15 protein-coding genes are annotated in these 20,164 nt (G+C 38.8%); 4 read left to right on the top strand and 11 right to left on the bottom strand.

Annotation, left to right across the window (positions count from 1 at the left end; genetic code table 11):
- Positions 1–56 precede the first annotated feature (56 nt).
- The 3 genes from JP39_RS00540 (at position 57) to JP39_RS12790 (ending at position 3,808) form a co-directional block, all read left to right on the top strand.
- Entirely contained in the window at positions 57–920 is an 864-nt protein-coding gene (locus JP39_RS00540) for a metallophosphoesterase (RefSeq protein WP_041499195.1), read from the top strand.
- A gap of 534 nt (positions 921–1,454) precedes the next feature.
- On the top strand, positions 1,455–2,924 hold the full coding sequence (locus JP39_RS00545; protein WP_041499197.1) for an MFS transporter: 1,470 nt from the start codon (positions 1,455–1,457) through the stop codon (positions 2,922–2,924).
- A 749-nt stretch (positions 2,925–3,673) separates the two neighbouring features.
- On the top strand, positions 3,674–3,808 hold the full coding sequence (locus JP39_RS12790; RefSeq protein WP_010018183.1) for a hypothetical protein: 135 nt from the start codon (positions 3,674–3,676) through the stop codon (positions 3,806–3,808).
- Between the two features lie 106 nt (positions 3,809–3,914).
- Here JP39_RS12790 and JP39_RS00550 read toward each other — a convergent pair whose 3' ends face one another.
- The 11 genes from JP39_RS00550 to JP39_RS00600 all read right to left on the bottom strand — a co-directional run bounded on the left by JP39_RS00550 (position 3,915) and on the right by JP39_RS00600 (position 17,905).
- Positions 3,915–4,991 (bottom strand): GGDEF domain-containing protein, encoded by a 1,077-nt coding sequence (locus tag JP39_RS00550; protein ID WP_048699173.1) that lies wholly within the window; start codon positions 4,989–4,991, stop codon positions 3,915–3,917.
- Positions 4,992–5,088: 97 nt separating this feature from the next.
- The gene (locus JP39_RS00555) at positions 5,089–6,462 is read right to left on the bottom strand and encodes an MDR family MFS transporter (protein WP_041499199.1); all 1,374 of its coding nucleotides are present in this window, start codon (positions 6,460–6,462) and stop codon (positions 5,089–5,091) included.
- 678 nt (positions 6,463–7,140) lie between these two features.
- Positions 7,141–7,521, bottom strand: a complete 381-nt coding sequence (locus JP39_RS00560) for a YxeA family protein (protein WP_041499201.1) — start codon at positions 7,519–7,521, stop codon at positions 7,141–7,143.
- 44 nt (positions 7,522–7,565) lie between these two features.
- Entirely contained in the window at positions 7,566–7,949 is a 384-nt protein-coding gene (locus JP39_RS00565; protein WP_041499203.1) for a YxeA family protein, read from the bottom strand.
- A 743-nt stretch (positions 7,950–8,692) separates the two neighbouring features.
- Complete coding sequence (locus JP39_RS00570) at positions 8,693–9,823, bottom strand: 5-methyltetrahydropteroyltriglutamate--homocysteine S-methyltransferase (protein WP_041499204.1); 1,131 nt, start codon at positions 9,821–9,823, stop codon at positions 8,693–8,695.
- 596 nt (positions 9,824–10,419) lie between these two features.
- Positions 10,420–11,424 carry a D-2-hydroxyacid dehydrogenase gene (locus JP39_RS00575; protein WP_041499205.1) on the bottom strand — a complete coding sequence of 335 codons (1,005 nt, stop codon included), beginning with the start codon at positions 11,422–11,424 and terminating at the stop codon, positions 10,420–10,422.
- A 422-nt stretch (positions 11,425–11,846) separates the two neighbouring features.
- Entirely contained in the window at positions 11,847–12,854 is a 1,008-nt protein-coding gene (locus tag JP39_RS00580; protein WP_041499207.1) for a D-2-hydroxyacid dehydrogenase, read from the bottom strand.
- 243 nt (positions 12,855–13,097) lie between these two features.
- Positions 13,098–14,090, bottom strand: a complete 993-nt coding sequence (locus JP39_RS00585; RefSeq protein WP_041499208.1) for a ketopantoate reductase family protein — start codon at positions 14,088–14,090, stop codon at positions 13,098–13,100.
- Between the two features lie 702 nt (positions 14,091–14,792).
- On the bottom strand, positions 14,793–15,710 hold the full coding sequence (locus tag JP39_RS00590; protein WP_041499209.1) for a DMT family transporter: 918 nt from the start codon (positions 15,708–15,710) through the stop codon (positions 14,793–14,795).
- Between the two features lie 183 nt (positions 15,711–15,893).
- The gene (gene greA, locus JP39_RS00595) at positions 15,894–16,361 is read right to left on the bottom strand and encodes a transcription elongation factor GreA (protein ID WP_041499210.1); all 468 of its coding nucleotides are present in this window, start codon (positions 16,359–16,361) and stop codon (positions 15,894–15,896) included.
- 107 nt (positions 16,362–16,468) lie between these two features.
- Complete coding sequence (locus tag JP39_RS00600) at positions 16,469–17,905, bottom strand: C69 family dipeptidase (RefSeq protein ID WP_041499212.1); 1,437 nt, start codon at positions 17,903–17,905, stop codon at positions 16,469–16,471.
- Between the two features lie 883 nt (positions 17,906–18,788).
- On the opposite strand from JP39_RS00600, the gene JP39_RS00605 reads away from it, so the two are divergent.
- The gene (locus JP39_RS00605) at positions 18,789–20,081 is read left to right on the top strand and encodes a nucleobase:cation symporter-2 family protein (protein ID WP_041501032.1); all 1,293 of its coding nucleotides are present in this window, start codon (positions 18,789–18,791) and stop codon (positions 20,079–20,081) included.
- Positions 20,082–20,164: the final 83 nt, after the last annotated feature.

Below are 20,164 nucleotides of genomic sequence, written 5' to 3' on the forward strand. Positions count from 1 at the left end.
CATAATCGTTTGATAATTTCGTTTTCAGAAAGTAATTATCAAGTGAGGTAAGATGAGTGAAATTATATGTTGAAGCGGGTCAGGCTTTTAAAATAGGCCAACTAACCGATATTCACATGGGAGAATATCCTTTGGAAAGAACCGATGAAAAGATGATTGATCAGTTAAGAAATGTTTTGGAAAATAATCGGTTTGATTTGCTGATGTTAACAGGGGACTTGATTTGGGGCGAATACAACGAAGATCCGCACAAGAGTTTACAAGTTCTCTTCGATTTATTGAACGAGTTTGAAACGCCAGTAGCCATAACTTATGGGAATCACGATACCGAAGGACGTTACGGTCGAGCTTATATTCGTTCTTTTGAAAAAGAATTGAGTCATTTGGCTGATAAAACACATATTTTTATGTCTGGCGAACATGAGAATTATATGTTGGAAGTTTTAGATAAAGCAACCGGCGAAGTAGTGAATAAAATTTTTGTCTGGGATAGTGGTGCATATTCAAAATGGCCAGAAGTCAGCCTTTATGCAGCTATCGATCTTGACCAAATCAACTGGTATGTCGATACATCCAAATCGTATGCTCACAAAACATTTGACCTTGGATTTATGCATACGCCATTACCAGAGTATGGAAAAGTTGATCCAGAGAGAATAACTGGTATTTTTGGTGAGCCAGTTTGTTCAGCTGACCTCAACTCAGGACTCTTCCATGAAATTCTAAAACAAAACAATGTCAAAGCGTTATTTGCGGGTCATGACCACTATAATAATTTCTCGGGTTCATACGCTGGAATCCACTTAAATTATGGGAACGTTACAGGCTATAACTGCGGCAGCGACTTAACTAGAGGCGTTACACAGATAGACTTGTATAACGATGGATTACAAAGGAAGAACTTACTTTTCACAGAATAAAGGGTGTCGTGTTTTGCCGTTTCCAGAGCTGAGAGTATTCATCTGCTGCGCGGCCAAGGAATACTCTCAGCTCTTCCAACTAATTTGTTTTATTAGGTTAATAATCCAGATTATTTGAGCTTAGATTATAACTAGGATTTTGATTAGTAACAGATGCAATGCATAATAATTACCCAAAAACTAGCCCTATAAAATAAGAAGGGACTAGTTTTTTTGTTGTCTCGATACCATGTTATGAAAAGCTGAATTAGTCGGAGGTTGCCAGAAAAAAAGAGCCAGCAGTGAAGGTGGCGTTATTGCTTTAGCAATTACACCACGGACGTGTTTTGAGACGTGGGTTTCGGCTCAAAACCGAGGTTCGAGACCGCTTTTTGGCTCGGGCCGGTCCTCACAGCAGGCTCATTTTTTCTGGCAACCGGAGACGGCAATATAACCAAATTTATTGAAAATAAAAAAATAATTTCAGAAAAGACTTACGAAGAAGGATTTTTTCTGGTATATTAATCCACTGTTGCAACAATTTGGAGGTAACTTATGAGTCAAGCTCAAAAAATTAATACAAAACCTCTTCATCCATTATTGTCACTAATGGGTGTTCTTATCGGTGGATTCGTCGGCATGTTCAGTGAAACTTCATTGAATATTGCTCTTCCATCTATTATGAAAGCTTTTAATATTGAAACAGGTACTGCTCAATGGTTAGTTACTGGCTACATGCTAGTTATCGCCATCGTCTTGCCACTTTCAAGTTTATTGACAAAACATTTCTCAACTAGGGGATTAGTTAGATTTGGTATATTAGATTTCATCGTGGGTTCAGTGATCGCAGCACTTGCTATCAGCTTCCCAATGTTATTAGTCGGACGTATGATCCAAGGTATTGCCACAGGTATTATCTTGCCATTGATGTTCTCGATTGCGATGAGAATCTTCCCACCTAATAAGTTAGGTGCAGCACTTGGTATGGCAGCTCTTGTCATCATGTTTGCCCCAGCTATCGGACCTACAATTTCCGGTATTATCTTGGGAGTATCATCATGGAGATTTATTTTCTGGTCATTCAACATTTTCTTATTGATTGGTTTAGTAATCATGGAAAAGAATTTGACGAATGTCTTTGAAGTAACTAAGCCAAAAGTTGACTGGTTAGCTATTGCACTTTCAACTATTAGTTTTGGTTTAATCGTCTTCGGAGTTAGTTATTTAAGTAAAAGTATCACATTAGCTTTGATTTCCTTAGTCGTTGGTCTAGTGCTATTGGTTGTTTATATCAGACAACAATTGCACGCTGAAACACCAACTTTGGATTTCGCCGTTTTGAAGAACCCTGAATTTGTAACTGGTTCTGTGCTAGTTATGATCAACTTTGGTATCACATTGTCAGCAATGTACTTGTTGCCAATGTACTTACAAAATGGTTTAGGCGTAGCTGTTGCCCTAACAGGTATGGTTATGTTGCCGGGTGGTATTATCAATGCGGCCGTTTCATTCGGTGCCGGTCGTGCTTATGATAAAATCGGTGCTAAAGTACTATCACGCCTAGGTTTCTTAGTCTCAATCATTGGTGCAGCTATGTTCCTATTCAGTAACCAAAACAGTTCACTAGGTTACATTATCGCTGCCCATATCGTCTTGATGATTGGTGTTCCTTTAGCTATGTCACCATCACAAACATATGGATTGAACTCACTAGATGCTTATCAATCGGCTGATGGTTCTGCTATTATCAATACTTTCCAACAAGTTATCGGTGCCGTTGCAACTGGTATCGCAACAATCTTGTTGAGTACTGGTCAAGCAAACTACTTCGCTGATGGTGGAAATTCATCAAAATTAGCATTTACTAATGGCGCTCACTACGGATTTATGTTTACATTAGTATTAGCTGTCTTTGGATTTATCTTGGCATTCCGTGTCCACAATAAAAGCAAAGAAACAGTTAGTTCTAAAGAATCAAAGCCTGTAACAGATAAGGCTGAAAGTACTGCTACTGATTTAAACTAGTCGCTGAGTTGATCAGTTAGAACAATTGATACGAAAAGAGCCAATCAAGACGGTAATTGATTGGTTTTTTTGTTGGGGTGCCTCCGGTCGGCAGTAATATATTTCTGTGGTGGGGACCGGTGCGAGCCAAAGTGCGGTCTCGCACCTCGATTTGAATCCTTGCCACAGTTCGGCAAGTATCCAAACTCGTCCCGTGGTGTAATGGCTAAAGCCATAACGCCACCTGCACCGCAGACTATATATTACTGCCGACCTCCGGCTTATTGTTGGCTGTTTTACAGAGGGTTTTCGGCAGTTGAGTTATAATTTGCTTCATTAGAGTACTTTCTGAAAATGGTCGTTGTTTTATCTTAATTTTAAGGGATTAAATTAGGTATGAATTACGGCTTAATGGGAATAAATAAGGAATTCATCGATCGGCTTTAGCCTTGATTTCAAAGAATAACTTAGTCGGAAGAGCTGAGAAGTATTCACCAGCTATGGAAGTGGCGTTACGGCTTTAGCCGTTACACCACCGGGCTAGTTGAAGACTTTTCGGGCTTTGAAAAGGCTTCAACCGAGGTTCGAGACCGCACTGTGGCTCGGGCCGTTTCGCATAGCAGGCGAAATACTTTTCAGCTCTGGAGACGGAATTTTTAAGTTATCTAACATGAATATCAATTTACAGTTGAAATGTAAGATGAATTCTCTTATAATAATAGGGTTAATAAAATAAGTTAAATGTAATAACGGGAAGGAGGGTTTTTTAGATGTCACAAAATACACATAAAGGTATGACTGGCCACCGCCGTCCTGTAAACCAAAAAAATGGTGCAGAAAAACGCGCTAACACACAAGCTGTCCTTGACTTCTTAAAGAGTCGCGACACTAAAGAATCTAAATAATTCTAAATAAAAAAGCTAACAGATTATGTCTGTTAGCTTTTTTTGTGCTTTCTATTCAACGGTGATCTCTTGGCGTCCATTACGTTTGGAATGATACAGTGCTTCGTCAACTCGGGAATAGAAATCGTTGATTGAAAATATCTGCTTTGGTCATTTCGGAAACGCCCATTGAAACGGTTAAATGGATGATTTTGCCACCGGATTCAGTTTCTGAATGATTCAGAGCTGAAAAGATTTCTTCTATGATATTTTTGGTGTCGTTTAATTCGTAATTTGGAAAGATGACGTTGAATTCCTCGCCACCGGTTCGGTATAACTTTATCTTTGGATCATTCTGGCTGATAACAGTTTGGACGATACTGACAACGTTCTTTAAGACTGCATCGCCGGCAAGATGTCCGTAAGTGTCATTGATACTCTTGAAGTGGTCGATATCGAACATCAACATGGTAAATTTGGTATCGGAAGTTTTAACTTTTCGAAACAGTTCACGTAATTCAATGTCAAAGGCATCGTAATTATAAGCTGAGGTCAATTTATCGTGAGTAGCGTCTCTAAAGAGGGCAGTTCGGGACTCGATGTCCGCAAACAAGGTTGCAATATAGCCGAAAGTGAATATTTCTAGGACTGCTAAATAGAGAATCTCTTTCCAAAAGATTGGATAGCTGATGGCAAACTTTATTTTAGCGAAGAACCAATAGGCGGCACCGAAGAAAATGCTGGAACCTAAGTAATAGAAATATGGAAATTTTTTATCGGTATGAGTTTTGATGTAGTTGAGTGTGTAAAAAAAAGCAATCAGAATAAATCCTAAGCACCACGATTCCCAACTAGTTATGGCAGAATTGAATACCATAAAAGCCAGAACGATTGGTGCAAATAGATGAAATTTGAATGGAACATTGAGAATAACCGTGTAGAAAATTACCGCAACTAATTGGAAATTAATGAATGTCCAAGAGTGCGAATGTCCACGAACGGAAATTTGTAGGGTGAACAGGATGACAAGGATATAAATAATTCCCAAAATAGCCCGGAGTGTATATTCATCAAAATTAATGTCGTTGAAATTCAATATCTTTTTGATTCCAGCGAAAGAAACCTGGAAGACGATGAAGACTCCCATGATGAAGAATAGGCTGGTCAGTAGTGAGGCCTTACCGATTACATAACTTGTTAGCAAAATTGCTACCCCCAATCCGTGTTACTTAAGTCTACCATGCAACTTCAATTCAAAAAAAGTGTTCTCCAGAGATTTATGTCTCTGAAGGGCACTTTTTTTAATCGACAACGTCAGGTCTTCGTAATCTAAATGTTAATGATAATGCGACAAGCAAGAATACCAAGCATGCTAGAAATCCCGCTTGGATTCCGACTGATTGATTGACTGTGCTGCCAGTGATAATTTTGTCAGCCATGGTGATTACGGCGATGATAATGGCTGTACCAAAGGATGCGGCTATCTGTCGGAGGGTGTTGAATGTTGCGACACCATCGGATAAATATTTCTTTGGTAACGCACTTAAAGCGTGTGTTTGGATTGGAATTAAGATTAAAACTAATCCCAATTGGCGAATCATCTGGCCGAACGTTAGCATCAAAACTGAGGCATTGACGTCGATGAACGCTTGCATGAATGTACCGAAACAGTCGATCAAAACCCCAGTGACAACGATACGTTTAATAGGGTACTTGTCGAATAACCGACCACTGACTGGCGACATGAATCCGGTCAAAACTGCTCCAGGAAGTAAAGCCAAACCTGAAATCAGTGGACTCTTATGTAGAATCATCTGGATCATTAGTGGCAAAAGGATTGTATTGCCGTACATTGTGAGCACAATCAACATATTGATAACTGTTGCGAATGTGAACTGCGGATGTTCAAAAATTTCGAAATTAATAATAGGTTTGGATGATTTGTTTTCCATAATTGAGAAAATAACAATCAGAATCAAACCAATAACTGTGAATCCGAGGACTTTAAATGATAGAAAGTTGTTTTGACCGATATTCGAGAATCCACTTAATAGGAAGAGTAATCCCAAACTGATGGTAATTAAGCTGGGAACGTCAAATTTAGGATTATCATGTGTTTCAATTTGTGGCAATTGAAAAATCGATAACAGAACGACTGCGATAATGAATGGCAAGATGAGAATAAATAGGTATTGCCATGAAAAGTACTGCAAAATGACTCCAGACAGCGTTGGACCAATGATGGGGGAGAAATTAAAGGCTAATCCGATAATTCCCATCACGGCGCCCTGCTTGGCTCTAGTCGTGTATTGCATAGCGAGGACGTTGACCAGTGGCATCATCATTCCGGTACCGATAGCTTGAATCATTCGACCAATAATAACCATGGAAAAAGTATTGGCGATGGCTCCAAGAAGTGTCCCCACTAAGAAAATTGAACTAAAGGTAATGAAAAGATGTCTAAAGGAAAATTTCTTAATAAAGTAGGCACTAGTAGGAATCATGATTGCATTGACCAAGGTATATCCGTTTGTTAACCATTGGACTGTTGAAGAATTGACGTGAAAAACCTGCATAAAAACGGGCAGGGCGGTGTTCATTAAAGTAGAGCACAAAACACCAAAGAAGGTCCCAAAGACCATAATATAAAGTGCTTTTTTGATTTGTTTCGACATGTGTTTGTGCGCTCCCAATTTGTAAAGTAGTAACCTATTTATTTTAGTTATTAAAATTGGGAAGGTCAATACGATATAATGCCGCCGGAGGCTGGCAGTGATTTTTTTGCCTGCTATGAGGACCGGTGCGAGCCAAGGTCTCGCGCCTCGCTTTTGAGCCGAAAATCGCGCCTCAAAAGTCGTCCGTGGTGTAAGTGCTAAAGCACTAACGCCACCTTCATTGCTGGCAAAAATCACTGCCAACCTCCGGCTAGTTTATGTTTGGATTCAATGTTGTTCTTGAATGTGATGTATGAGGTTTCGAATGGATTCAGAAATTATACGTTATGAGTATAATTTACCGTTCAACGCCAAAAATGGATTCATTTTTATATTATATCTTTTGGTAAAAACTCGATAAAAATACCGCTACAACGGCGTCAATGGAGATTTGTTTAAGCTATTATGAGTTATCATTCGTTTATCGTTCAGGAAAATAAATAAGTTGGAAGAGAGGAGAGTATTTATCCGCAGCGAAAGTGGCGTTATTGCTTTAGCAATTACACCACCGGACGTGTTGGAGACTTACCGGTCTTTGGTAAGGCTTCAACCGAGGCTCGAGACCGCTCTTTGGCTCGGACCGTTCCGCGCAGCAGATGAATACTCTCCTCTCTGGAAACGGCATGTTTCAATAAACTTTTAGTTGTTAAACATTCGATAAAGCTTGTAAGGCAAGTCATCCGGGCTGATTACTTGGTAGTCTTTGACATAGCTGCCTTTGGTATCCAATTTTACTAGTTGACCATTGTTCAAGTCGTCATCGGAGTGTAGATCGATTTCGTGCCAGTTTCCTTGGCGGTCGTATGAATCGGCGTAGAAGGTATAGCTACCGTCGCTTTCTTTGTCGGCATCCTCATAGTCGACCTGCATAAACTTTGGGCTACGTTTGGCTAGCAGGTTGTAGTGGTTAAAACTTTGTGCAAACTCAGTATTTTTGTCTTTGAGATAGGAACCGGCCATGTAATAGCCTAGTCCTAGCACGATTAGTCCCATAAATAGGGCGTTAATAAATTTTTTCATAATTCCTCCAGACTGTATAAAAAAAGAGCCATTTCAGGCCCTAACTATAGATTTAATTTGGTATAAACGTCGCTAGGCATATCTTTTTTGAAAACTTCTTTATATGAATAAACGTAACTGCCTTTAGTATCGAGCTTTAGGAAGTGACCTTGTTTCAACTTACCCATACCCATGAATTTTATAGGATGCTCATTACCAGCGTCATCATAACTTTTAAGATCATATGTGTAATTACCATAACCATCTTCGTCTTTGGCCTCTTTATTATCAATTTTTACATATTTAGGTTCACGCTTAACCAATACGTTATAGGCGTTGAAAGCCTGTGCTGATTGGCTAGTGCTGTCCTTGACTGAGAAACAAACCCCGAAATAACCGATTATCATAACTACAATACCCAACAAAAAAACTCTTAAAAAACTTCTCATTTGAATTACCTCCTGACAAGTATATTAAGAGTTTTGCTTTTTTTTATACATTTGATTCACTTACATTATTCTTACAGATTTGTAAGCCAGCTTTTTACCACCAATCAAAGTTAAGCGTGTAGTCTACAATTCTGTTGAACAAGTCTGCTACAAATTTCATCATAGCTAACACCTCCAACTATATATATAAACACTTTTTCTTAACTACATTATAGTTCTTATTGAAAGCGCTATCAATTATTAATGATATTTATTTGCCGTCTCCAGAGCTGAGAAGTATTTCGCCTGCTATTCGGAACGGCTCGAGCCACAGTGCGGTCTCGAACCTCGGTTGAAGCCTTGCAAAATCAGCAAGTCTCCAACTCGTCCGGTGGTGAATACTTCTCAGCTCTTCCGACTAATTCCTTGTATATATAAGAAATCTACCACCATACTTATTACGTATACTACCTTACTCAAGTAGTAATTTTTCTTTCAGTGTTTAAAACCTATACTTCTTTACATGGATGAGGGATAAACAATTTGTCCTTCACAACCCACGGAAATCCCAATGTTAAAGAAGATAGCATTTAGGGATGAGGCCAGCAACGTTGCTTGCGGATACGCAAGGTGAAAATAGACCTGTATATTAGGGATAGCACAGCAGTTAGTAATTCCTAATTGGATAAAAAAAGTAACGCTTTGGATTAGATATAAATTCTAAATCCCAAGCGTTACTTTTTTGTTTGAAAGTCTGATTTTGATTAGCCCCAAACTTCATCAATAATAGATTTAACTAAAGCTAATTTTTCCCATTGTTGTTCAGGAGTAATTACATTTCCTTCTTCAGTGGAAGCAAAACCACATTGAGTTGATAACCAGAGACGGTCTAATGGAAGATATTGACTAGCTTCGTGTATACGGTCGATGATATCTTGGCGTTTCTCAAGTTTACCGGTTTTAGATGTAATCAAACCAAGAACAACTTTCTTATCGCCAGAAACTTTTGCCAATGGAGCGAAACTACCGGCACGGTCAGAATCATATTCGAGGAAGTAAGTATCAACATTTTCTTGACCAAAGAGGTTGTCGGCAACGTTGTCATAACCACCAGAGAATAGGAATGAGGAATGGAAGTTACCACGGCAGATGTGTGTGTTGATGGTTAGATCGTCGGGTAGGTCAGCGATTGCGCCATTGTTTAGTTCGAGATAGATATCTTGGACATTTTCGGCGACCAACTTTTTGCCTTCGTCAGTTGCTAGGAATTTCTTATCTAACAAGCGTCCCCATGAACAGTCGTCTAATTGAATGACACGAGCTCCTTCGTTATAAAAGGCTAGGATGGCATCGTGATAAGCTTTTTCAACATCATTGTAGAATTCCTGTTTGTCTGGATAAATGCGATTCAAAGCGTCGAGATTTTTGCCACGAGTCAATTCACGGTAGAGTTGAGCGGGAGCAGGGATGGTTTGCTTTGGAAGGATGCCACCGATTTTGTCAGTGATTGATTTAGTGAATTTGAAATCTTGGATGAATGGGTGAGTGTCAGCGTTGAAACTGATTTTATCAGTTAGGACGGCTGTATCATCACGGGAGCGACCGTTGGAAAAGTCATACCCTTCACCAATATGTGTGTGTTTAACACCTTCAAAGCCCCAGAAGAAATCTAGATGCCAATATGAACGACGGAACTCGCCATCAGTTGCGTAATCTAGTCCGGTATCTTTTTGTTGGTTGATCAATGTTTTAATAGCGTCATTTTCAACGCTTCTTAGTTCGTCAGCGTCAATCTTACCAGATTCGAAATCTGCTCGAGCTTGTTTTAATGCATCTGGGCGTAGGAAACTTCCTACATGTTGGAATCCGATTTTTGTTGTTGTGTTTGTTGTCATAGTGTAAATCCTCCTCAGGGTTTTTAGCTTATTTTTATCTATTTTGTTGTTGTGTGGTAGGAGTTGAAGGTGTGGATGAGTTTTGTAAGTGTAAGGAAGGTAAAGCAATCGTAGGAAAGAGGAATATACGGGCGACAATTAGTCGCCCCCATAAGTTGCTCTATGTGTCTGATCACTAGTCGCAACGGGCTTGAACTTTGTTCAACCCCAGTTTAGTTGCTCTTAGTGTATCAGACACTTAGAGCAACTAAAAAAATCGCCCCTACAAATACAGAACTTCTCTGCAATGTAGGGACGATTACCGTGATACCACCCTAATTCGTATCTTGTTTACACAAAATACCTCAACGACACTAACATGTCCGGGATGATATCGCATCCTTGCGTACCTTTGGCTTTCACCTAGGTAAGACTCCAAGCTCATCTTCAGTTAACTTTCGTTCCGTCTTTTCACTATCCAACGGTCACTCTACAAACTACTCGTTAGCTTACTCTTCTCTTCAACGTCTAATTAGATTAAATAAGTTTTAATTATTTGATTGGTGATAAATTTACACCATGATTTTTATTTTGTCAAATGTTCTTTAAAAATATTTTTATTTATTTGTATCAACAATGTTATCTGGCTTTTCACCTTCGATTAATGCCTTGTTGGAATCAAAGGCTGTTGTAATCATATTGTGGATGGCTGTTTCAGTGTAGAAAGCACTGTGTGGTGTAACGATAACGTTTAATCTCTTGGCTAAATTACGGATTTTTTCGTTAGGAATATTATCAATGCTGCTCCAAACTTTTCCAAAGACTGAGTTTTCATCGTCCAGAACGTCTAATCCAGCACCGCCGACTTTGCCACTGTCTAAGCCCTTAATTAAAGCGTCAGTATCGATTAATTCACCACGAGCACAGTTGATGATATAGACGCCATCTTTCATTTGAGAGATAGCTTCGTCGTTGATCATGTACTTATTGCTGTCAAATAATGGCACGTGAAGAGTGATGATATCTGATTGTTTGTAAAGTTCTTCTAGTGTATCAACGTATAGTCCTTGCTTTTTAATGTCAGGATTATGGAAAACATCATAGGCAACAACTTTAGCACCGAAGCCTTGTAAAATTTTGATAACAACACGTCCGATGTGACCTGTACCAACGACACCAACGGTTTGTTCACGGTATTCTTTACCGATTGTTGGAGCCCAAGTGAAGTCGCCGTTATCCATTTTTTGGTCAAACTCTGGTACACGACGAAGTAAGCGTCCCATCAAAATTACGGTATGTTCAGCGATTGCATTTGGAGAATAAACTGGAACGTTTGTTAAAGTGAATCCTAAATCGTTGAGATCTTGGAACTTAAAATTGTCGAAACCGACGTTACGAATGGAAATATATTTAATACCTAATTGGTGGAGAACTTCCAGTGCTTCACGTGTATATGGTGAAGTTTGGAGCGTTACGACACCGTTACTACCTTCAGCCAAACGTGCTGAATCAGCAGTTAAAGTGTATTCAGTAAAGCCCACTTCAATGTCTGGATGAGCAGCTTCCCATTTCTTTAGAGAAGGCTGTTCATCTTCACGGATTCCGTATGCAAATATTTTCATTTTTTTCTGTTCCTCCTATAGAACCTGTATAACGTGTTATGTTAGTTGCCGTTTCCAGAGCTGCGAGTATTCATCTGCTGCGCGGTACGGTCCGAGCCAAAGAGCGGTCTCGAACCTCGGTTGAAGCCTTTCCAAAAATCGGAAAGTCTCCAACACGCCCGGTGGTGTAAGAGCTAAAGCTCTAACGCCACTTTCGCAGCATATGAATACTCTCAGCTCTTCCAACTAATTATTTAAATAAATCAATAATGAAATGAAATTTTTACATTCAATTCAATATTAAATAATCATTCGAAATGGCGGCATGCTTAACGGTTATTGCACGTTGTATATGTTCATTAAAACAGAAAATTGGAACCGCTTCAAAATTTAACCATTAAAAAAGGCCGTAAACATTTAAGTTTGCGACCTTGGCTTGGAAATTAATCTTCTGAAATATCGACTGGATATTTAGGAGCTTTATTTTCCAACATTTTTAAATTATCTGTTAATGAATCAAACACCATATTGTGAACTGCTGTTGTTGTGTAGAAAGCTGTATGCGGTGTGATGATAACATTATCACGATTAATCAAAGCTTTAAATTGAGGATCTTTGACGTCATCGAGACTGTTGAATTTCTTTTGGAAGACTGCATTTTCACTTTCAAGGACATCGAGTCCAGCACCACCAACTTTGCCACTATCTAGTCCAGCAATTAAGGCGTCAGTATCAATTAAAGCACCACGGGCAGCGTTGATAATTACGACACCATCTTTCATCTTGGCAATGGCTGCGGCATCAATCATATGAACGTCCTTTTTAGCCAGTGGAGTATGGAGTGTTAGGATGTCAGCTTGTTTTAAAACTTCATCCAAACTATCAACGTAAATACCGAGGTTTTCTAAGTATGGATTAGGTTTGATATCGTAAGCAACGACTTTAGCGCCCATGGCCTGCATAATTCGCGCAACGACGGAACCAATGTGACCAGTACCGACAATACCAACTGTTTTGCCATTGATTTCCTCACCGATAGTTGGGAACCAGCTGTAGTCAGCGTTATTGAACTTCTTGTCGAACTCAGGTACACGACGAAGCAATCGCAAAATCAAGCTGGTAGTGTGTTCAGCAATCGCATTAGGTGAGTAAACAGGGACATTGGTTAATGAAAATCCTAGGTCACGGAGATCTTGGAAGTCGAAACCGTCCAAACCAACATTACGAACTGAAATTTTAGTGATGCCATAATCGTGCAATTTTTGCAGCGCCTCACGAGAATAAGATAACATTTGTAACGTTACAACACCGTTATATCCTTTGGCTAATTTCGCAGTTTCAGTAGTTAAAAATTGATCCGTATAGGCAATATCCACCTCGGGGTGAACATCTGTCCATTCTTTTAAGTAGCCTTTTTCGTCTTCACGAATTCCGTATAGAAAAATTTTCATGTAATCCCTCTTTCTTTATTATTAGAGTTTTCTAAATTAATTAGCTTTTTCTAATAATTGGTTGTTATTAAGTTTAACGCTATTTTTTATAAAAGAAAGTGAATTTAAAAATTTCCATAAAAAAATCATCTCGCATTCCGATTGAGATGATTTTTTTGAAGGATTTTGTAATGACAAATTTAAGGTATGGCAGTGACTATCTACCAACCGTAGGTAAATATATTTTTTTGATTTTAAGATTTGTTAACTTGCTAGTTCTGCCGCTTGGACTGATTTTTCCAATGCTTCAACATCAAAATCACGTGAGAATTCTGCCAGATGAACTAGATTTCTCAAGAAGTCGTGAGTTTTGGCTTCGTAATGATGTTTCAAGCCTAATTTGTAGATATAGCCGTTGATATAATCGACCTCGGTATTACGATCCTTTGACATATCTTGATACATTGAAGGGTAGTGCAGAGGATTACTGACAGCACTGACTTTCTGAACAGTCTGCCATTCTTCTTCACGAGTATTCAACAAAGTGATTCCAGCACGTTCACAGACGTCGAAAGCTTCATCAATCAACTGTTTGCTTAACTTTTGAGCGACGGGAGATTGAATAAACTCGCCCATTTGAATACTGAACATGGTACAGAGAGTGTTGACGACAGAGTTGAAGACAACTTTAGCCATCAATGTTCCCAACAAATTTGTGGTCAAAACAGGATTCAAGTTGGCCTTTTGAAAATCGTCAAAAATCTTATGAGTCATTTCATCAGGAACTTCAGTTTCGTTGGCCATATGCATACTGCCGGCACCCTTAGCACCGATAAAATCGACATCGCCAGGTCCATTCAAGACAGTACCAATCATGGCAGTAGCGCCAATAACTTTAGTTTCGTCAAAGTATTGATTGAGCTTTTCCAAATGACCCATACCGTTCATTGGCGAGACAACATATTGATGATCTTTAAAGCAACGAGCAGTGCGTTTCAAGGCATCAGCCAATTGCATTTGTTTAGTAAAGACAATCCAGACATCTGGGTCGCCTTGATAGTTTTCGGGAGTGTAAATGTCAACGGGCACCAAGTGCTTGTTTTCATGATCACGAGAAACAAAAACTCCATTTTGCTGCTGAATCTTATCAACCTGAGGCTGCCAGATCTCAACGAAATCAACATCAAAACCAGCTTCCTGTAAAAGAACCCCATATCGCAGGCCCATAGCACCTGCACCCAATACTGCGTATTTCATAAATACCACCTCCGAAATTTGTAATTGCAATATTAGAACTAAATTAGAGAATGTCAATATAAAATTAGACGATTCTAACTGGAGCAGATGACGGCTTTAGGTGGGCTAATATAGTACATAAAGCTCCAAAAAAATAATTATATTTTTTGTAGAATGACCTGATAGTTATGAGATTGTGGTTACTTTTACAGTGAGTAAAGTTAAATTAATCGGAGGAGGACAGGGATATAAGTACGCTGTGGAGGTGGCGTTATGGCTTTAGCCATTACACCACGGGGCGACTTTGGAGACTTGCCGAACTGTGGCAAGTCTTCAAAGCGAGGGTCGAGACCGTTCTTTGGCTCGAGCCGGTCCCCATAGCGGACTTATATCCTTGTCCTCCGGAGAAATCAAAATTAAATATTGACAAATTGTCTTGAGGATTATATGATTAGCACAATTTAAATCTAATCAAATTTTAATTTTGAAGGGAGGTAGTCACAATGTTTATTATTTTGCCAATTATTGCTGTCATTATTATTTTGCAAAACAACTTGGACCTTGTGATTCGCCTACCAACTAATTAAGAATTTTGGCAATGAATGACGATAGGGACTCCAAGTTGAACGTAGACTTGGGGTCCCTATTTTTATCTCTAGGGGGTGGTTTTATCGGAAAAAAGGCAAATAAAAAGACGAAACCATTGAGATTTCGTCTAAAAAATTAATCTGCATCATAGCGATTTAAGACATAAATTGCTAGAACAACGATCACAGCACCAATGATTTCAGGAATATTAACTGCATATTGCAAGAAGATGATACTTAAAACTAATGTTGTGAATGGTTGAACGGCATCAGTGATACTAATAATAGCTGCCGTTGTATATTTTGTACTCATAACCATGAGTAGGAAAGCCATAACTGTTCCCAATAAGATAACTGTACCAACGCCTAGGACGCTAGCCATACTCATTTTAGGTGGATTAACCCAAATGGGATTGAAGAAGTTGGAAATAATACCAGCTATCAACATACCCCAACCGGTAATCAAAATACCGTGATATTTAGCAATCAAAGTTTGGGGAATGGTGATGTAAAGGGCAGCTGTGATACCACTGCCGATACCCCAGATAACAGAGATAAGCGGAATTGATAAGTGACCGATATCTCCACGAGTAATCATTAAAGCAACACCAATCATTGCGAGGACAAAGGAGATGACATCAACACGAGAGGTTTTCTTTTTAGTAAATATGACTGCACCAATCATTATGAAAAGTGGTGAGAGATACTGCAAGATGGTAGCAGTCGATGAATTACCTGTTTTAATAGCATGAAAGAAGGTGAACATATTAGCTAGCAGTCCAAAGACAGCAAAGCTAAGTAATGTTAAAAGATCTTTCCAGTTTTTAAATACAGCGAAAAATTCACTTTTTGGTAGAACGAATAGTCCTATAACTAATAAGATAATTCCTGCAACAGTTGTTCTGGTGGCGATAAACCACATCGCAGGGATATTAAGGTTTTTGGCTACAACTTGTAGAACGGTACCAGAAATTCCCCAGAGAGCAGAAGCACAAAATGCCAACCAGAACCCTCGATCAAGAGTTTTCTTGGCTAACTTTTTACTTTCTTCCATTAAAAAATATCCTCCTAAAAACTAATAGGACTATTATACCTGTCGTTATTCGGTTTTGACTATTATTTTTTTAATATCAGGACTTTTGGCATAAAAGATAAACACGTAATACCATGACAATAGTGACTTTCTAGTGTTTTATGTATACCGTATTTATTTTTTTATAATATGAAAGATTGGTAATTAAATATGAATTTTGATGATTTTTACCTGATAAGAACCGGCTGGGGATTCGACGGTAACGATGTCACCAATAGTATGTTTATTCAAAGCTCGACCAATAGGTGAAGTGAATGAAATCTTATTTTCGTCCAAATTAGCCTCTTGCTTGCCAACTAATTGGTAGGTCAATTGATCGTGATCGTCCATGAATTCGACTGTCACGAATTTACCAAGATCAAGAATGCCATTATCAGCAGGTTCAACGACTTTGGCATATTGTAGTTGTTTAGTTAAGAAATGTAAGCGACCGTTTAAACGACCTAATTCTTGCTTAGATGTAGTGTATTCAGCGTTTTCGGAACGGTCTCCTAAAGCAGCAGCTGCCGCAAGATTTTTAATTTTCTGGGGACGTTGTTGTTTTAACTCTTTAATTTCTTGCTCGATGGCTTGATAACCAGCCGGGGTCATTTTATTGAAAATTGGCTCCATAATAGTAAAACCTCGAATTTCTTGAATTTCTAAGACCAATTTATCGCAAAATTAAATTTAACGCAAAAAAAAGAAGCATCCTTTGCAAGGATACTTCTTTTTTGATGCTATAGATTTTCATCCATGTTAAATGTAAGTTTTGAAATATTGATACCCTTTGTATAAAGGTCACCAAATAGTTTGTGAGCCTTGTCTTGCATTTCTTTAACGACTTTTTGGTTACGGTCAGTTAAGAATTCAACTAATTCGTCGCCTGAGTAGTCAGCAGCAAGTTTATCAGTTTCAGCAACGGCCATACGAAGGTCTTGACGAACTTCTGTTAGGTAGTCGATGTCGTCTTGAATGAATTCACTGTAGTTTGATTCAACAAGAACTGACAAAGCGTTGTACATCCAGTATGCATCCTTAAAGTTGAATGAAAGTGATGCGTCATCATATGAAGCATCTGTTGCGTTCATGTTTGTGTAGAAAGGAATGTATGGTGTGAATGTTGGGAATCCGATACATAACCACATAATAGCAGCGTATTCTTCAGGAACGTCATTTCTGATTTGAAGAACGTGTGAGTTTTGTGTTCTGTTCAAGCCGATTGGACGGTAACGGTGCTTGTCTTCGTCTGAAGCATATGGGCTGTATGGATCGAATGGTGTTTCGTTGTAGTGTGAACCAAGAACATATTCGATATCGTCAACAGAAATCTTGTGATCTGTCTTCATGATGAAAGGTAATTCACCATCTTCTGGATCTTGTTGGATTTCTGGATTGAAGAATTTTTGACCGTACCAAACACGTGGTGTGTTGTAGTGGCGATCCTTCAAGTTGTCAGTACCAAAGATGTGTCTGAAGTTCCAACCAGTTTTATCTGTGTTCAAGTGGTTCTTTTCAACGAATTCTTGGATACCTTCTGACCACATAAATTCATCAGAGTTAGTAAAGTCAACTTGTTGGATTGAAACACGGTTAGCACAAACAGCATAACTGTCGTCAGGAATTCTTTGAGCTACCCAGTGGTGACCAGTAACGATTTCCATGTACCAAACGTCATCTTTGTCACTGAATAGGACAGAGTTACCAGCAGGTGAACCAAATTTCTTGATCAATTCGCCAGTACGTTCAACAGCACCCTTAGCTGAATCAACGTAAGGAAGAACCATACGAACGATAACATCTTCGTCCATACCATCTTTAACTAGTGGGTCAAAAGCAAGTGCACGTTCGTTACCGTAAGTACTTTCAGTAGCTGACATAGCAACGTTCTTGCCATTAATACCACTTTCATCGTAATAACCAAATTTCTTGTAGTCTACGTTTGGAACAGCAGGCCACTTGTAACCATTTTCGGGTACTTCAGATTCAAAGCCATTCAACCATGACTTAACCTTGCGACCTTTTTCGCCGTTAACAGCTGGGTTTAATACGAAGCTGTGTGGTGCAACAGCAAAGAATGTATCGTCGTTTCTGGCGATCATTGTTGAGCCATCTAAACTGGCGTTTTTACCAACTAAAATTGTCGTACAAGCGTCATCCAAATGATTTTTCTTCATATCTAAGAATTCCTCCTCTTTATACTGATTTCATTTTAGCATATCTGAAGTTAAGAGTTGGCTTCATAAGGATGGAAACTCTTAAATGTACTATTTAAATATTTGTAATTTTTTATATATGCAGCCGGATGGTTGTAATCAAATATGCCGTCTCCAGAGCTGGGAAATATTCACAAGCTGTGCGGAACGGCCCGAGCCAAAGAGCGGTCTCGGGCCTCGGTTTGAAGCCTTGACATAGTTCGTCAAGTCTCCAAACACGTCCGGTGGTATAAGTACGGGAGATTCCTCCCGTACTTATACCACTACCACGGCACACAAATATTTCCCAGCTCTTCCGACTAATTAATCGGTGTTAATTGAAGGTAATATTGTTCAAATGTATTTGTATTCCAGCAATTTTAGAAGATGAAATATTGTGTTTATCAATTAGCATCTTGCGAATTATTATGTGCATTAATTAGTTTAAGTGGATTTGATTTGTGGCATTAAATATGAAGATATTGGTAATTAATTTATCCTGTTTTCAATTTTTAAATACATTTATTTACATCCGACTATTAGAAATTCTAGCTGACATTTTATCTTATTAAAATATCATAAAGATTCATTGTAAAACAAGAGTCGGAGGAGCTGAGAGAATATTCACCCGCTGTGGGTGTGGCGTTATGGCTTTAGCCATTACACCACCGGGCGAGTTTGGAGACTTACCGGTCTTTGGTAAGGCTTCAAACCGAGATTCGAGACCGTACTTTGGCTCGAATCGGTCCGTATAGCAGGTGAATATTCTCTCAGCTCTGGAGACGGAATTAACGTTTTGAAAACTTGTCCTTTAATAACCTCTGAAAATAATGCTATAATTTTCTAAATAATAGGAGGGGCAATAATGGATCTTGATACAAAAAATCAGAGCGATTCTTTTCTAAAAAATCTGCTCTTAGGGTTTCAGCATTTATTAGCCATGTATTCCGGGGATATCTTAATTCCAATTTTGATTGGAGCATCACTAGGATTTAGCGCTAAAGAAATGACTTACTTAATTTCAGTCGATATTTTTATGTGTGGGGTGGCAACACTCTTGCAGATTAAGCGGACTCCGCTGACTGGGATTGGTTTGCCAGTTGTTTTAGGATCAGCCGTTGAATACGTAACGCCGTTACAAAACATTGGGCATCACTTTGGGATTGCCTATATGTATGGTGCTATCATCGCAGCAGGTGTTTTCATCATGTTGATTTCGAAGTTGTTTGCCAGTTTGAAGAGATTCTTCCCTCCAGTAGTTACTGGCTCATTGATCACATTGATCGGCTTTACTTTGATACCTGTTGCGTTTCAAAATATCGGTGGCGGTAACGTTGCTGATAAAAGTTTTGGTAACCCAACTAACTTAATTTTAGGATTTACGACAGCCTTAATTATTGTAATTATTAGTATTTGGGGTCGCGGTTTCGTTAAACAAATTGCGGTCTTGATTGGTATCGTGGCTGGATATTTACTTGGTATCGGTATGGGTGAGATTGGCTTTAAAACAGTCGGCTCAGCTCACTGGTTCCAAATTCCACAGCCTTTCTACTTTGCGACACCTAAGTTTGAATGGTCATCGATTTTGGTCATGTTGCTTGCTGCTTTGACATGTATGATCGAATCAACTGGGGTTTACTATGCCTTAGCTGAATTGACGGGTGACGATTTGGACGAAAATGATTTACAACGTGGTTATGCTTCAGAAGGTTTGGCAGCTATCTTGGGTGGTATTTTCAATACATTCCCATACTCAACTTTCTCGCAAAACGTTGCAGTTGTTCAATTGTCAGGTATTAAGAAGAACAAGCCAGTTTACTTCTCAGCTTTCTTATTGATTATCTTGGGGTTGATTCCTAAGGTTGGAGCTGTGGCAGAATTGATTCCTAACGCCGTTTTAGGTGGTGCCATGTTGATTATGTTCGGTACAGTTGGTATTGAAGGAATCAAGATGCTAACTAGAGTTGAAATGAATAACAATAACATTATGATCATGGCTGTTTCAATCAGTTTAGGTCTTGGTGTAACTGTTCAACCAACACTATTACATTTCTTGCCATCAACCGTTCAAACAATTTTGAATAACGGATTAGTTGTCGGAAGTTTTTCAGCCATTCTGTTAAATCTATTGTTGAATACACATAAAAAGACAAATTAGCTAGTTTAAACACTTTCAAAACAAATACAAAGTTTGGTCATATTTTCATCACATTTAATACGTATACTTATCGAAAAGTTAGA

Origin of the sequence: Companilactobacillus heilongjiangensis, assembly GCF_000831645.3 — a bacterium.
Taxonomy (GTDB): domain Bacteria; phylum Bacillota; class Bacilli; order Lactobacillales; family Lactobacillaceae; genus Companilactobacillus; species Companilactobacillus heilongjiangensis.